Here is a 15,549-nt window from a genome sequence, read left to right as displayed (position 1 = left end):
CTTTCTAAATTACAAAATATTTACTTAGAGATTAAAGAGCACCTTAAAAATGATCATGTTGACCTCGAATATGTTCGTGGAAAAAAGATATTGCCGAAAAATGCCAGAAAACCAAAAGCAAAGCGTAAATGCCTTGCTTCATGGATGGGCTTATTTTGAAAAACAAGCCAATCAGCAGGAAAAAGATGATTTTTTAAGCAGCTTAGAGGTCTATCCACAAGGAAAAATCGAACCAAATGATGTCATTAAATATATCAACCATTTACTTGAGCGATACACCAATTCTTATTTGCAGGCATCGACTTTACTAAAATAAAAGCGAATTTAAATAAATTTCCAATTAGAGTCTTCTACTCATTTAATTTAAGTTTTTAACTTGGATTGAAAGGTGAAAGGCTCTTTTTATTAGAAAAAACCTTCCAAAAGGAAGGTCAAAATTAATTAGAGTTAATTTGAAGGTTGATATCTACCAAATGCGATAAGCTATAGCAAAATCCATTTGGCCAATAGCTTTATCCCAACGACAAGTCATAAAGGCAGCCATGTCATCGCCATTTCCGTAATAGGCAAGGAAGGGAATAGAATCTTCATTATAGAAATAGTTATATTGGAAGTCGGTTTGAATGGGAATGATTGCTGTGATTTCATAGCCTTTGGATATTCCGTCCTTATCTGTAACAATAAATTCATTACCCGGTTCAAAATAATTGTTGCTAGCAAAGGGAGCAAAAGCTCCTGTATTAATATGGTCATAATAATGGCCAAAAAAGGTACGGATACCATTCATTCCAACTTGAGGAACACCATCTATCCCTAATACATCATTCACTTGGTCAAAGTCATCTTTACTGCCTGTATTATCTTCTAAAGGAATATATTCGACGACGATCCCATTTGATTCGATGGTATTGGGGTTTTTTCCTAAAACTTTTCCCTCGGTATGCATAACGTCTAAATAGTTTTTTGGAATGATGGCTTCTTGATTTTGATAGTCTTTGTTCTTCTTATCATACTTTGTGACTTTTGAATTGCCATCCTTGATTAATTGTTCGGTCATCGCCCCTGCTTTAGCAGTTTCTTTTTTTTCTAGTTTCAAACTGGATTGAATTTTTGCAGGAATTCTCTCTTTTTCTTTATTTTCAGCACTGGCCTCAAGGGTTACTGTCATAATTCCTAATGTTAAACAGAGGACTTTAATAAAAAATTTATTCTTCATAGTGACCACCTCTCAAATGATTTGTTATTTATAATATGCTATACAAGTTATCAAATAGCAACAACTTTCACTTTAATGTAATATAGAAGAAAGATTGATATATAAATCTATAACATTAAATCAGATTATTCAGCTTAAAATTATCAAGCAATAAATTTAATTCTTAGCTAAAAAGGGTGTGTAAGATGAATATTCATTATCAAAGTAAACAAAATCTATCTAATAACGACATACAAGCAGCAAAAGATCTTTTAACACACAAACATCAAGTGGATCGAACCTTTTCTGATCCGTATCTATTTAATCGATACAATTTTGATCGATCAATGCCTAGTTTTTTTACGGCCTATAAAGATCGGAAAATGATAGGTTTATTAGCAGTTTATGCCGATGATGCTGAAGCGGAACTTTCAATAATTGTCGATCCAAACTATCGACGCAAGGGCATAGCATCTAAACTTTACGAAAACTTTCAATCAGAAACTGCTTCTTATGGAATTAAATCTCTTACTTTTAAAACGGAACGCATATTTATAGATGAAAATCCAAAATTTTTAGTCTCTTTAAACTTATTGTTAACAGATGAGGAAGTATTAATGGCTTATGGGACAAGTCCTTACTTAGTTGAAGAACGTTTTGATATTAAAGTTCTGATTGCTTCTGAGGAACATGTAGAGGAAATTGCTCGCTTTCAATCCGAAAGCTTTGAGGATGATTATGAGCTGAGCCTACGATATGCTAGAGAAACAGTAGCAAACCAAGAAAGCCCCATCTATGTAGCCCTATGCCAAGGGTATGTAGTTGCATCCATTTCTGCTGACCAAAGCTCAGATGTCAATTATTTATTTGGTGTTGCAGTGGACTCGAATTTTCAAGGGCAGGGAATTGCCACTTACCTAATGAAGCAAACAATTAATGATTTGATTCAATCAAATCATAAGCCTTTCCACTTAACAGTTGAAGCAGATAACCAAACTGCATTTAATCTTTATAAAAAGTTAGGGTTTAAGGAAATCACTCGTATTGTCCACTTAGAACTTAAAAAATAGAACATTTAGTACAGCCACTTGACTTTTTAGCTCTTAATTTATGAAAGCATCATTTACTTTCAAATAAAGTTTGACAGATCAATAATTTTGGACTATACTAGGTGAGTAGTAAAGAAATAAGTTAATTAAGTCATTTCCATTCAACAAATGTAAATCTTCTTTTTAATTATTTAGTTATTGCAATACAAAGTGCTTAAGACGCACACAGGAGGATTTATATATGAATACAGGTACAGTAAAATGGTTTAATGCCGATAAAGGTTTTGGTTTCATCGAAGGACAAGATGGGAAAGATGTTTTTGCACATTTCTCAGCTGTTTCTGGAGACGGCTTCAAAACATTAGATGAAGGCCAAGCAGTGTCTTACGATATTGTTTCAGGCGATCGTGGCGACCAAGCCGCAAACATCGTAAAACTTTAATATAATTTAAACCCACCAGCTTTGCTGGTGGTTTTTTTGTGTTTTTTTATAAAAGGATTGACAAGTGTTATATACTGTTATACACTGTTTATGAAAGGGGCAAAATGCATGCAAATAATTATCGATAATACAAGTATGACTCCTCTTTATGAACAAATTGTAGACCAGATAACTGCAATGATTCTAGCAGGAGAAATACCGACTGCAAGTGCGCTTCCTTCCGTGAGATCCCTTTCTAAGGAATTGAAGATCAGTGCGCTAACGGTCAAAAAAGCTTATGACCAATTGGAGAGAGAAGGGTTTATTGAGACAATTCATGGTAAAGGCTCCTATGTTTTAGAAGCCAATCAAGAACTTTTACGTAATGAACAGTTGATGCAAGTGGAAGCTATAATGGCTCAAGCAATTGAGAAAGCACAACTTTTTCACTTAAGTAAAGATGAAATGCAGTCCATATTTGATTTATTAATGGGGGATTGGGATGTTAAAAGTTAATCATTTAAAGAAAAATTACGGTTCTTTTCAGCTCGATTGCAGTTTGCAAGTTAAAGAAGGAATGGTAACTGGCTTTTTGGGTAGGAACGGATCTGGCAAGACAACGACGATTAAGGCGATTCTTGGTTTGATCTTTCCTGATCAAGGGGAAGTTGAACTTTTTGGGCGTCCGGTTAATCAGTTATCTGGTCATGACAAGGAGAAGTTGGGGGTCGTTTTGTCGGATTCCAATTTTAGTCGAGTGATGAATTGTAAAGATGTTTTAGCTATCTTAAAGCGTAGCTATCGAAACTTTGATGAGGCCATGTTTAGACATTTTGTAGACCAGCAAGGCTTAACGTGGGATAAAAAGTTTGAAAAATTTTCGACAGGTATGCAGGCAAAAATGAAAGTAATTACGGCCATTTCGCATAAAGCTCAATTTTTAATAATGGATGAGCCGACCTCAGGGTTGGATGTAGTGGCGCGTGAAGAAATATTAGATATTTTGCGTGAATACTTAGACGAGTCTCCGCAAACGAGCATTTTAATTTCTTCCCATATTGCCACAGATTTGGAAGGGATTTGCGATGATTTCTACCTTATCGATCAAGGTAAAATAGTTATGTACGAGGAAATGGATCAACTTTTATCTAGCTATGGTATTTTAAAGCTTCGTCAAGAAGAACTGGATCAGATCGATCAATCGCATATCATTAAGATTGATCAGACAAATTATGGTTATTGCTGCTTAACCAATCAAAGACAGTTTTATTTGGAAAATTATCCACAAGTAATTATCGAAAAAGCTTCGGTGGATGATTTAATTAAATTAATGGTAGGTGGTCGCAAATGAAAGGATTGCTTTATAAAGATTGGCTACTAATTCGTAAGATGGGTCTGCAATTTATGATACCAGTAGTGGTAGGAATCATTGTGCTTTATAGTGAGGACGATAAATTATTTTTTATGACTTACACCTCGATGGTAGGTCTATTCTCCATTATTTCGACTATTTCTTACGATGAGTATGATAATGGCATGCCCATGCTTTTATCGCTACCGTATACACGGCAAGACTATGTGCGTTCAAAATATTTGTTTGCAGTTATAACCATCGTTACTTTATTGATTTTTGAAGTGGGCTTAATCACCAGTATGGCTACCTTCAAAAATATTGAAGAATTTTCTTTTACTGACAACTTTCTTGAAATATTGAGTACTTTAGTGGTATCTTCTGCTATGTGTTGGATTTTGCTTCCCATTTATTTAAAATATGGTGTTAAAAAAGCAATGATTGCCATGATGGTAGTAGGTGGCTTATTATTTGGAGGAATAATGGGAGTTCTTTATCTTATTAAGGAGTTTAAGTTAATTTCATTGGATCAAATACAGTTCTTGCAAAATTTCTTAGCAAATGATTGGAATGTTTTCTTTTTATTTATACTAGTGATAGCAGGAATGATGGGCATATCCTATTATATAAGTAGCAGAATTATGCAAAAGCGGGAGTATTAAATTGTGAAGGCAAGTATAGAAATGTCATTGATCAAGATTAAACGTTCACTTAAGTCATTCATATTAAAATTCAGCTTAGAAAATCAATGCCCCTTTTCGATGTTCTCCACGAATAAATAATCAGTGTAAAGCGATGTAAAATTAATAAAAGGAGGTGGTGGCTTATGAAAGGTTTGATATATAAAGATTGGCTATTAATTCGCAAGACCAAGTTACATATTTTTTACCAATAATAATGATTTTCATTATCTTGTATATTAAATCTGGTGACCTGGCTTTGATAAGTGTTATTTCAGTTTCAATCTTATCTTTGATACTGTCACCCATGACTTATGATGAGAGGGAAAATGGGATGCCAATGCTTTTGACCCTACCATATACCCGCCAAGATTATGTATATTCAAAATACTTTTCCTTAATCATAGGGTTAATAGGTTTATTAGTTTTTGAAGTTTATTTGACTTCACTCGTTGCTTATTTTCAAAGTCCACAAACTTTCAATTTTATAGACAATCTTTTGACGATACTAATGATTTTGGCTGTTAGCTCAATCCTGGTTTTGATACTGTTACCTATTCAATTAAAATTTGGCTCAGAAGGGACACTATTAATAATCTTTAGCTTTTTAGTCCTTTGTATTGTTGGAGTGGTTCTCTTTTTATTCAGTGAAAAGATAATTTCAACAGATTTATACAGGATTTTGAAAAATTTCTTTTCAAATAAATGGAGCCAACTCTTTACTTCCATACTAGTCATGAGTTTTACTTATTTTGCTTCCTTAATTATAAGTATGAAGATTATGAGAAGACGTGACTATTAAATGAACAAGGGAGTAAAATTCGACAATCATTTAAGTGTTTTCAGCTGAAACATTTCATCGAGTAATAATATATAGGATATTAAAACAGTTATTTAATAATTTGTATCATTTCAATTGGCTTACAGCCGCTTGACTTTCCAGCTAATTTTATTAAAGCATCATTTACTTTCAAATAAAATTTGACAGATCACTATTTATGAACTATACTAGGTAAGTAATAAAGAAATAAGTTAATTAAGTCATTTCCATTCAACAAATGTAAATCTTCTTTTTAATTATTTAGTTATTGCAATACAAAGTGCTTAAGACGCACACAGGAGGATTTATATATGAATACAGGTACAGTAAAATGGTTTAATGCCGATAAAGGTTTTGGTTTCATCGAAGGACAAGATGGGAAAGATGTTTTTGCACATTTCTCAGCTGTTTCTGGAGACGGCTTCAAAACATTAGATGAAGGCCAAGCAGTGTCTTACGATATTGTTTCAGGCGATCGTGGCGACCAAGCCGCAAATATTGTAAAACTATAATATAATTTAGACCCACCAGCTTTGTTGGTGGGCTTTTTTGTTTGTACTTTAAGAGATTAATAAATTTTAAAAATCTCCGTACTGATTTCTAACATTTGAAGCGCGCATTGTCTGAGATTTCCCAATGTTTCATAAGCATAATCTTCGCCGAGAATAGCTCGTGTAGAATCACTCGGTAACAATTCTCTTTTTTCCATTTCAAGATGTTCATACCATTCTTGACTACCATAATAGTCAATGAGCTTTGCTATTTTTTCGATTTGGCCTTGGAACGCATCGAGTTGATCCATTAATTGATTAACAGATTGGTCAACGGCTAAATAGTTTGTTTCCATTTCGATAAAATGATCAATCTTATCCATTTTATATCCCCCTAAACGAATTATTATTATTATTTTATCATCAATTTATTAACCTTGCGCTAAAAAGAGTGAAACAAAAGTGGCAGGGACAGTTTATTTAGGTAATAATAGAAAGAGAACACTAAAAGGAGGCAGGGTTATGAAGATTATTGAAGGAAAGATGCCTTTCAAAGGGCATGAAACCTATTACCGCGTTGTAAATCAAGCAGGCAGCAAACCACCTCTACTCTTACTCCATGGAGGGCCGGGATCTACTCACAATTATTTGGAAGTTTTAGACCCACTTGCTGAATTAGATGATCGTCCATTGGTTATGTATGATCAAATTGGTTGTGGTTTATCGATGGTTGAAGGGCATCCTGAATTATTTACCGCACAGGTGTGGAAAGAAGAACTAATTGCTCTAAGAGATTATTTAAAATTAGACCAAGTTCATATTTTAGGACAATCTTGGGGTGGGATGCTGCAACAAATTTATCAGATTGAAGAACAACCCGAGGGGATAAAATCTTATATCTTTTCATCAACGCTTTCATCCGCCAAGCTTTGGCGCCAAGAAGGGATGCGCCGAGTGAATCTAATGCCAGAAGTCTATCGTCAAGCGATATTAATGGCTGAAGAAAGCGGCAATTACCAATCACCGGATTATCTTGAAGCACTTAATGTGTTTATGGAAAGATATTGTTGTGGTCCAGTCACTGAAGATTCACCTGCTTGCCTAAAAAGAGAAAAGGCAGCTGGTTCAGAAGCTTATCTAGTGGGTTGGGGGCCTAATGAATTTACGCCGACTGGGACTTTGTCTGGCTTTGAATATACGGAGCACTTAAGGGAAATCGTACAACCATCCTTAGTGATCAGTGGGGCTATGGATCTTTCTTCTCCATACATTGCTAAAACTTTGTATGATAATCTACCCAATGCTGAATGGGAGTTGTTCCAGTATAGTCGACATATGTGTTACATTGATGAAACGGAAAAATACATTAATGTTTTAAGAGCTTGGATGAACCAAAAAGATTAAATTCCCAATTAAATTTAAAGAGCCTAAGCACATTTGCTTGGCCTCTTTAAAAATTTATAATTCCATATCATCTAGATTCATTGAATCTCTTATTTCTTCTAATTCTTGTTCAAGGTCAAAAGTATTATCTATGACTTCTTTTTTAAACATATCTTCGTGATATTCATTCCAGCTTTCCATGATAGTGTTCACACTAATTTCTAAGTATTCGTTATTTTTATCATAATATGAAATGTAAGAAAATTCTTTTAGTAATAAAGTTTCTTTATCAAAGCTGACCATAATATCAGTTGTGAAATTTTTTGAGTCAATTCCGTTTACATACAAATCAAAGTGTGGTTGAAATTCATCAAAAAGGTTTATGTCTTGACCATTGTTTAAAAAAATATAATGGGTTTCGTTCTCAAACACTTGCAAGCCATCTGAAATATTTACTAGTGAATCCATTAATAAGTGGTAGTTAGGGTTAGCAAAATATTCTATTCCATCAGAGGAATCTTGCATTTGATTGACCCATTGATCATTTTTAGAGGAACGAACTAATACTGCTTTTTCATCTGAAGGCAAGAAGGTCTCTTCAAAGTAGAATTGATCATTTTCTTCAGTTTCAAAATAAAGGATAGCCGCTTTAATCGCTTGAACTTGATCAAAAAGTAGGTCGAGCAGTGCCCACTGTTGTGAAAAAGTATATTCGTCCTCTGTTTTGACTATAGAATAAAGACTTACATTTTCTGTTACGGAAGTGACTTTCTCATTGGCGATTTTAATTTCCTCAAACAATTCTGTAGCAGTTTTTCGACTAGGTTTAGCTTCAGTCATAAAATCTTCAAAATAATTATTAATCTGAGCATGTGTCTTAATAGGTGATAGCATGGATACAGCGAAGAGCAGCACAACAAGTCGGTTGAAAAAAGACTTTACTTTCATCATTAATCACTCCCTTATAGTTATGGATAAAGTCCATATAATTGTGTAAAAGTAAAAAAGGTCATGAAACGTCCTTTTACGGTACAATGTTTTTGACTAAGAAAACATACCCAGGAGGACTGTCATGACCCAAATACATTTTACTTTAAATCCAGACGAGATTCAAAAACTTATTAATCGTTCGGTTTCTGATGATCTTGCCAAAAACTTACTAACAACGTTATTTAATCAACTGATGGAAAACCAACGCGATCAATACATTGGTGTTGGTGAGTTTGAACGCGGTGAAGAACGTGTGAGTCAACGTAATGGCTACTGCGATAGAACGGACACAACGCGAGTGGGTACTCTTACTCTTCGTGTCCCACGCTCAAGGGATGGTCAGTTTTCAACAGATATCTTTGAAAGATATCAAAGACTTGAAAAAGCTCTTTTAGCGTCTATGCTCGAGATGTATGTTTCAGGTGTTTCGACTCGAAAAGTCAGCCAAATCGTCGAAGAACTATGTGGTAAACAAGTCTCTAAGTCCTTTGTTTCTAATCTTACTAAAGAATTAGACGAGGTTGTCAAAGCATGGCAAATTGCACCTTTTGAGAAAAGCTATCCCTATCTCATGACAGATGTGCTTTATATTAAAGTGCGTGAAAATAATCGAGTTGTTTCTAAAAGCTGCCATATCGCCATCGGTTTTAGTGAATCTGGAGAAAGAGAAGTCTTAGGATTTCTCATCCAAGATGGTGAGAGTGAACAAACATGGACACATTTCTTCGAGTACTTAAAAGAACGTCATTTACAAGGTGTTAAACTCATTATTTCCGATGCCCATAAAGGCCTTGTAACAGCCATCAAAAAAGAATTCACGAATGTATCCTGGCAAAGGTGCCAAGTACATTTCTTACGACACATCTTCGCCAGCATTCCAAAGAAAGATTCTCAGCTCTTTCGAGAGCAAGTTAAAGCTGTGTTTCGAATGACTAATCTTGAAGAAGCACGAAAACTAAAACAAGAAATCCTTGAGGAATTTGAGATACAAGCCCGATATGCGAAAGCATGCCAAGTTTTGGATGAAGGTTTTGAAGATGGATTCCAATATGTCGCTATTGGAACAGCCCACTCTCGATTACGAAGTACAAACCTTTTAGAACGATTGAATCAAGAAGTACGTCGTAGAGAGAAAGTGGTACGAATCTTTCCAAATGTCGACTCAGCTAATCGATTAATTGGCTCTGTATTAATGCACATCCACGAAGAATGGATTACTTCTTCAAGGGCTTATATGAGGCTTTAATGGTGATGAACATTGTACTAAGTTATTTTACACAATTATATGGACTTTATCGACGAATTGTAATTAAAACAACTTGGTAGATTAATGGAGAAAATTAACAGGATAATTATATTTTATTTATTTTAATTTTAATTTAAATATTAAACTATGGGGATTGTAAACATTTTATTGAAAGGAAGAATCTATTGGAAAATTTTGTCAAAATTCCTGCATCAGATACTCGGTTTATCCATTTTAAAGCACGGTTGAAAAATGAACTAGAAATATTTTACAATTACATATTGAATCACACAAATACAAACCTTTCGAGTGGTAAAAGTAGATCCTATACAAATTATTTAATAAGACTAGGAATTATTTCAGAAAAAACATTCAATTATAAAATCAATTCATTTTTTGATTTAAATACTTTTCACAATATAAGTAGATTAAATACCGACTTTCATGAAAGTTTTAGAATTTATAATCTCGCAGAGAATAGATATCCTAATGCAACTTTAAATAGTTATATGCATTTTTTTAAATTTTATTACTTTTTGACAGAATCTCAAGAAGATTCATTAATTATAGAACTATCAAATTCTTTCAATACATCCGATAAAAAGATTCCTGAAGGTAAATTGGAGAAGAAACCCAAGAAATATGATTCAAAAACAATTCCAAGAAATAGTTATTATGCCCAAAAAGCAAAGGAAAATGCTGGTTGGAAATGTGAAGTGAATAAAAAACATAAAACCTTTCTTACTAAAAATAATAAGCCTTATATGGAGGCTCATCATTTATTACCAATGTTTGCTGAATTAAATTATGATTACTCTATTGATTTCCCAGAAAATATTGTGTGTTTATGTCCCACATGTCATATGCAACTGCACCATGGACGTGAAAATGATAAAAAGACAATTATTAAGAAATTATATAATGAAAGAAAAGATTTTTATAAAAAACGAGGAATTGATTTAACATTATCCGAGTTACTAGAATACTATTAAGTATCTTAAATTTTATGGAGAGCATTTTGTGGATATACACTTAACTTTGTATGAATTGATTCAAATTCTAAAGAGAATATCAACCTGAAGACGTGAATGAGCAAATCGAAAGGATTAATTAAATCTGAGGAGAATCTATATAGTTAGACTTTCAATCCGAGATCTTACTGTTAAAAATGGACAAGCGCCTTTAACGGTTGAAGGAAAAAATTGATTGAGGAGTTGGCAGTTTTTTTGAAGATAAAGAAATCCGTGCTATTTATGCGAGTCTATATCTTGGTGTCAAACAAACCATTGAACCTACAGCTGAACGATTAGAGTGAAAAAGTATTTACCAGAAAGATATACGAGAGCGTAGGATTGGCGAAGGGGGAAGAGTTTTCCGCAATCTTGGAAGATGAATTCAAAATATTAAATGAAGGACATGTAGTATCTTACGCCGTTGTTCAGGCGATCGTGGGGACCAGCCGCAATCATCGTTAAACGATAATAAAAATTATACTCACCATCCAATTAAGTGACCCCCAAAAGAGAGTTTTGTAACTCTAACTTTTGGGGGTCGGCATACAAATTTGCGTAAGCTTTCATTATGAACGATTGTAATTAGATATCATCTGGATTCATAGAGTCTCTTATATCCTCTAATTCTTGCTCAAGGTCATAGGTATTATCTATGATTTCTTTCTTAAACATATCTTCATGATATTCATTCCACATTTCCATCAGTGTATTTACGCTGATTTCGATATAATCATTATTGTTTCTATAATATGAAATGAAAGAAAATTCTTTTAATAATAAGGTTTCTTTATCGAAGCGAACCATTATATCAGTCGTTAAATCTTCAGGATTAAGTCCAGTAACATATAAATCATAGTGTGATTGAAATTCATCAAAAAGATTAATATCATGACTATTGTTTAAAAAGATGTAGTTATTTTCGTCCTCGTACACTTTTAAATCCTCAGAAACATTTACGATTGAGTCTATTAATAAATGATAGTGTGGATTAGCAAAATAGTCTAATTCTTCAGAAGACTCTGCTATTTGATTGATCCATTCATCGTTTTCAGAGGAACGTGTTAAAACTGCTTTTTCATCAGAGGGTAGAAAGGTCTCCTCAAAAAAGATTTGATCGTTGTCTTCGTACTCAGCGTATAAAATAGCCGCTTTAATAGCTTGATCTGAATTAAAGAGTAAGTCTAAAAGTGCCCACTGATGAGAATAGTTGTTTTCTTTATCTGTTTCGACAGCAGAATGAAGGCTGACATTTTCTTTAACGGAAGAAACTTGATCATTTGCCGCTTCAATTTTCTCAAATAATTCTTTAGCGACGTATTGACTAGGCTCTGCTTCATTTATGAAGTCTGCAAAAAAATTATCACTGTTAGCATTTACTTTAACAGGGAGTAGCAGGGACACGGCAATAAATAGTACTACAAATCGGTAGAAATCGCGCGTTACTTTCATTGCTAATCACTCCTTTATAGTTATGTCTAAATTATAAATAAAATAATAGTGTTTATCTACTATTGCAGTAGTGCCCCACTTATTATTTAACCTAATTAGCAAGACTATCCATAATTTTATTTCTTTTCATCTGCTGATCGCGCACTTTAATAGACTTCTGGTTCGACCATAAATTCTTTATGCACTCTTTGAGCAAACTTTAAATTATATTCATGAGGGAACTTTTTAGCTAACCGATCATATCTATTGAAAAAACTCATGCTCTTATTCAATTATTGGGCAAGAGAAATTTTAAGGGGTTGCCTTTGGTCAAATTTTTTTCTTATTCATTGCTTTAATGAAATACAAACAATGCTTTGAAGAAACAGCACAATCTATCTATTTAAATCCTTTGAATCAAAGTAATAATTATTAACGGCGCTTAAAAAACCCTAGCCAATGCTCAAGGACATTAGCTAGGGCTGTTTACTTATTTAAATAGTCAATTCATCCAAATTTTCCAAGTCATCTTCTGATTCCATGAAGAAATCTTCGTTACTAAATTCATTCCACCGATCCATATATGAAAGCACATTAAATTCGACATATCCTTCGTCACCTTCATAGTAAGATAAGAGATTAAATTCTTGAAGCAATAAAGTTTCTTTATCAAAAGTCACCAAAATATCTGTAATTAAATCATCTGAATCAAGACCCGAAATAGATAGGCTATAATGTGGCTGAAATTTATCAAAAAGATTTAGCGTTTGGTTGTCATTAAATAATAGATAGGATGTTTCATCTTCATAAAATTTTAGTTTATCTGCCATCCCCATGATTGTTTCAAGCAAAAGATGATAATTGGGGTTAGCATAATAATCCTCTTGTTCGAGCGAATCTTTTAATAGATCTACCCAGTCCTCATTTTCAGAAGAGCGCGTCCAAACCGCTTTTTTATTCGATGGCAAGAAAGTCTCTTCATAGCGAAACTGATCGTTTTCGTCATATTCAGAATACAGATAAGCGCCTTGAATAGTTTGATTGTTTCCAAAGAGCAATTCAATCGTTGCGGCTTGGCTAAAATAATTTTCCTCTTCACCGGATGCGGTGACAACATAAAGTCCGACGTTTTGAGTAACTGAATCAACGGAGCGGTTTTCCGTTTGAATTTGTTTAAGTAATACATTAGTGTCTTTCTTACTAGGTTTAGCGTGGGCATGCTCTTCAATGAAATAATTATTATTTTGAGCATGAGCATGGGTAGGAAGTAAAAGGGATGCCACTATACCTACTAGAAAGATTAAAGGGAAACTGAACCTTTTCTTCATTAATTATCACTCCTTTATTTTTTAAGTATAGATAAATAGAAGAGAGCAATCAACTACTAATTAAATTGATTGCAAAGGATAGCGAAAAGTTATCTTTCTCTTGTTAACAACTAGAGTATTTAGTAAGATAGAAAAAAATTGGGAGGAAGGATATGAATAGCCACTTACCTTTACATGAATGGGATCATAATCCCCAAGCTATTATTAACCCTAAAGAAGTCACAGAGAAAGTAGTAAATTTTCCAGACACAGTAGTTTCTTGCTTTTCCTGCTTAACTTTCCAAAGAATGATCAGTGATTATCCACATGAAGCGATTGCTTCCACTTCTACTGCTCATGGCGAGATTCCCATTTATCGGCTACAAATTGGAAAACAAACGATTGCTGCTTTCAATTCTCAAGTAGGAAGTCCGGCTTGTGTAGGCGTCCTGGAGCACCTATGGGCAATGGGTATGAAACGCCTCGTTTTATTTGGAACCTGTGGTGTGCTAGACTCTAGTATTGAAGAGGTATCAATTATTATTCCAAATCGAGCGGTGCGTGATGAAGGAACCTCTTTCCACTATCTTAAACCAAGCTATGAATTGGATGTAAATAAAAGGAGCTTAGAAGATTTTCAATCATACCTCAATCAAAAAGGGGTTTCATCGCGTATTGGTAAGGCCTGGACAACGGATGCTATTTTCAGAGAAACAATTGATCGGTATAAAAAACGAAAAGAGCAAGGCTGTATCTGTGTCGATATGGAATGTTCAGCCGTAGCCGCCTGGGCTCAATTGCGATCAGTTGAAGTGTGTCACTTCTTTTATGCTGCCGATCATTTGAGTGAAGAAGCTTGGGACAGCCCGTTCTTTATCCGATCATCTTGCCTTAGATTCTAAGGCTTTCATTGCTCAAATAGCAATTGAGTTTGCTTTAATATGGAAGTAGACTAAAACAAAAGCAGCGACAAAAAGGTCGCTGCTTTTTCACTATAAAACGTCGTAAAGGTCGATTAAAGCACGTGCAGTATCCAGCGAAGAATAATTAATGATCTGATATTCAAAATTTTTATTTTTAAGTGTGTAGTGTTGATCATAGTATGAAAGGATGAGATCTTTAATGACGGATGCATAGTCACCTTGATTAAGGGATTCTATATGCATAGCCTTGCGTTGCGGGTTCATCTTATCCATTCTGTTCAAGCTTTCTTTAATCTCTGCTAAATTTTTTTGATCAGAAGCATTAATATATTCATCTTCGATTCGTTCAATTCGTAAATCTATTGGTGAATCAATGTAGACTTGATGGGGGGATTGTTTATATGCTTGATAAAGGGTGTGGGGGGTGTGCACCTTACCAATGCTAGCACTTTCTCCTTCGATAAAAACAATGCCTGGTTGGAATGATTCAAGTTTGTTAATTAGGGCTGCCTCGTAATTAGCTTGGCTAGGTTGTTGACCCAATCCAATCTGACCAAAATGCGACCCTCTATGATTCGCTAAACCTTCTAAGTCTAATACTTGGCCACCCATTGCTTCGATGTGTTTTAAAATCAAGGTTTTGCCCGTTCCAGTCATACCGTCTAAAGATACGAATTGAAAGTGATGAGGTAGTACTTCGAGTTGAGCTAATACACGTTGGCGATAAGCTTGGTACCCTCCAGCTAATTGATAGACAGTCAAACCGAGTCCATCTAATAAACCAACAATTGAAGAAGAGCGAAAGCCACCACTTTTACAATAGAAAATTAATGTATGGCCATGACTAGCTGTTATAATATGCTGAAAAAAGGTCGGTAAAATACCACTCATAAAATTAATACCAACTTGTTTAGCCTGGTCAATCTGTCCTTGGCTATAAAGTGTTCCAACCTCATGGCGGGTTGAATCATCCATAACAGGAAGATTGATAGCATTTGGAAGGTGGCCTTGAGCAAATTCCTTAGGACTTCTGACATCTATCCAAAGTGGGTTTAATAAAGATTTTGATTGTTGATAAGAAATTAAATATTTCAAAAGATCACCTTCCTTTAGTTACTAAATAGATAAGTTCAATATTAAATTTTACATCTAATCACTATAAAATGAAAGATTAGATTATTTTTCTTGAAGAAAGACTTCTAGAGTTGTCAAACATATGTTACACAAGGTGCTTCTAAAATGGCATGCTTAT

The 15,549-nt window shown here is 34.2% G+C and carries 17 protein-coding genes and 1 pseudogene; 12 read left to right on the top strand and 6 right to left on the bottom strand.

What is annotated here, in order from left to right:
* The first annotated feature begins 49 nt into the window (after positions 1-49).
* Positions 50-316 (top strand): DUF1722 domain-containing protein, encoded by a 267-nt coding sequence (locus tag ACQV2P_RS06250; RefSeq protein WP_428892987.1) that lies wholly within the window; start codon positions 50-52, stop codon positions 314-316.
* Positions 317-466: 150 nt separating this feature from the next.
* Here ACQV2P_RS06250 and ACQV2P_RS06245 read toward each other — a convergent pair whose 3' ends face one another.
* The gene (locus ACQV2P_RS06245) at positions 467-1,216 is read right to left on the bottom strand and encodes a hypothetical protein (RefSeq protein WP_428874220.1); all 750 of its coding nucleotides are present in this window, start codon (positions 1,214-1,216) and stop codon (positions 467-469) included.
* Positions 1,217-1,401: 185 nt separating this feature from the next.
* Between ACQV2P_RS06245 and ACQV2P_RS06240 the strand changes: the two genes are divergently transcribed.
* From ACQV2P_RS06240 to ACQV2P_RS06210, 7 genes are all read left to right on the top strand, one after another.
* Entirely contained in the window at positions 1,402-2,265 is an 864-nt protein-coding gene (locus tag ACQV2P_RS06240; protein ID WP_428894766.1) for a GNAT family N-acetyltransferase, read from the top strand.
* A gap of 220 nt (positions 2,266-2,485) precedes the next feature.
* Positions 2,486-2,686, top strand: coding sequence for a cold-shock protein (locus ACQV2P_RS06235; RefSeq protein ID WP_428894763.1), 201 nt, complete (start codon positions 2,486-2,488; stop codon positions 2,684-2,686).
* A 108-nt stretch (positions 2,687-2,794) separates the two neighbouring features.
* Entirely contained in the window at positions 2,795-3,181 is a 387-nt protein-coding gene (locus ACQV2P_RS06230) for a GntR family transcriptional regulator (protein WP_428874224.1), read from the top strand.
* The gene (locus ACQV2P_RS06225; RefSeq protein WP_428875553.1) at positions 3,168-4,016 is read left to right on the top strand and encodes an ABC transporter ATP-binding protein; all 849 of its coding nucleotides are present in this window, start codon (positions 3,168-3,170) and stop codon (positions 4,014-4,016) included. Before ACQV2P_RS06230 ends, ACQV2P_RS06225 begins: the two co-directional genes overlap by 14 nt.
* Entirely contained in the window at positions 4,013-4,678 is a 666-nt protein-coding gene (locus ACQV2P_RS06220; RefSeq protein WP_428894765.1) for an ABC-2 transporter permease, read from the top strand. Before ACQV2P_RS06225 ends, ACQV2P_RS06220 begins: the two co-directional genes overlap by 4 nt.
* A 187-nt stretch (positions 4,679-4,865) precedes the next feature.
* Positions 4,866-5,498 (top strand): ABC-2 transporter permease, encoded by a 633-nt coding sequence (locus ACQV2P_RS06215; protein WP_428894764.1) that lies wholly within the window; start codon positions 4,866-4,868, stop codon positions 5,496-5,498.
* 329 nt (positions 5,499-5,827) lie between these two features.
* The gene (locus ACQV2P_RS06210) at positions 5,828-6,028 is read left to right on the top strand and encodes a cold-shock protein (RefSeq protein ID WP_428894763.1); all 201 of its coding nucleotides are present in this window, start codon (positions 5,828-5,830) and stop codon (positions 6,026-6,028) included.
* 56 nt (positions 6,029-6,084) lie between these two features.
* On the opposite strand, the gene ACQV2P_RS06205 is transcribed toward ACQV2P_RS06210, so the two are convergent.
* Complete coding sequence (locus ACQV2P_RS06205; protein ID WP_428876155.1) at positions 6,085-6,390, bottom strand: DUF4298 domain-containing protein; 306 nt, start codon at positions 6,388-6,390, stop codon at positions 6,085-6,087.
* Positions 6,391-6,529: 139 nt separating this feature from the next.
* On the opposite strand from ACQV2P_RS06205, the gene pepI reads away from it, so the two are divergent.
* The gene (gene pepI / locus ACQV2P_RS06200) at positions 6,530-7,411 is read left to right on the top strand and encodes a proline iminopeptidase (RefSeq protein ID WP_428894762.1); all 882 of its coding nucleotides are present in this window, start codon (positions 6,530-6,532) and stop codon (positions 7,409-7,411) included.
* Positions 7,412-7,465: 54 nt separating this feature from the next.
* On the opposite strand, the gene ACQV2P_RS06195 is transcribed toward pepI, so the two are convergent.
* Positions 7,466-8,341, bottom strand: coding sequence for a hypothetical protein (locus tag ACQV2P_RS06195; protein ID WP_428894761.1), 876 nt, complete (start codon positions 8,339-8,341; stop codon positions 7,466-7,468).
* 121 nt (positions 8,342-8,462) lie between these two features.
* Between ACQV2P_RS06195 and ACQV2P_RS06190 the strand changes: the two genes are divergently transcribed.
* The gene (locus tag ACQV2P_RS06190) at positions 8,463-9,626 is read left to right on the top strand and encodes an IS256 family transposase (RefSeq protein WP_428894760.1); all 1,164 of its coding nucleotides are present in this window, start codon (positions 8,463-8,465) and stop codon (positions 9,624-9,626) included.
* Between the two features lie 185 nt (positions 9,627-9,811).
* Positions 9,812-10,618: an HNH endonuclease gene (locus ACQV2P_RS06185; RefSeq protein ID WP_428874586.1), complete on the top strand. Its 807-nt coding sequence runs from the start codon at positions 9,812-9,814 to the stop codon at positions 10,616-10,618.
* A gap of 603 nt (positions 10,619-11,221) precedes the next feature.
* On the opposite strand, the gene ACQV2P_RS06180 is transcribed toward ACQV2P_RS06185, so the two are convergent.
* Both ACQV2P_RS06180 and ACQV2P_RS06175 read right to left on the bottom strand, forming a co-directional pair.
* On the bottom strand, positions 11,222-12,088 hold the full coding sequence (locus ACQV2P_RS06180; RefSeq protein ID WP_428894759.1) for a hypothetical protein: 867 nt from the start codon (positions 12,086-12,088) through the stop codon (positions 11,222-11,224).
* Positions 12,089-12,561: 473 nt separating this feature from the next.
* Positions 12,562-13,395 (bottom strand): hypothetical protein, encoded by an 834-nt coding sequence (locus ACQV2P_RS06175; protein ID WP_428894758.1) that lies wholly within the window; start codon positions 13,393-13,395, stop codon positions 12,562-12,564.
* 152 nt (positions 13,396-13,547) lie between these two features.
* On the opposite strand from ACQV2P_RS06175, the pseudogene ACQV2P_RS06170 reads away from it, so the two are divergent.
* Positions 13,548-14,325, top strand: a pseudogene (locus tag ACQV2P_RS06170) (nucleoside phosphorylase).
* Positions 14,326-14,366: 41 nt separating this feature from the next.
* On the opposite strand, the gene mnmH reads toward ACQV2P_RS06170, so the two are convergent.
* Positions 14,367-15,392, bottom strand: a complete 1,026-nt coding sequence (mnmH, locus tag ACQV2P_RS06165; RefSeq protein ID WP_428874591.1) for a tRNA 2-selenouridine(34) synthase MnmH — start codon at positions 15,390-15,392, stop codon at positions 14,367-14,369.
* Between the last annotated feature and the right edge of the window lie 157 nt (positions 15,393-15,549).

Origin of the sequence: Facklamia sp. P12932 (assembly GCF_050409545.1) — a bacterium.
Classification (GTDB): Bacteria; Bacillota; Bacilli; order Lactobacillales; family Aerococcaceae; genus Facklamia.
The sequence above is the reverse complement of the archived record's forward strand: the minus strand, read 5'-3'. Positions and strand labels throughout refer to the sequence as shown.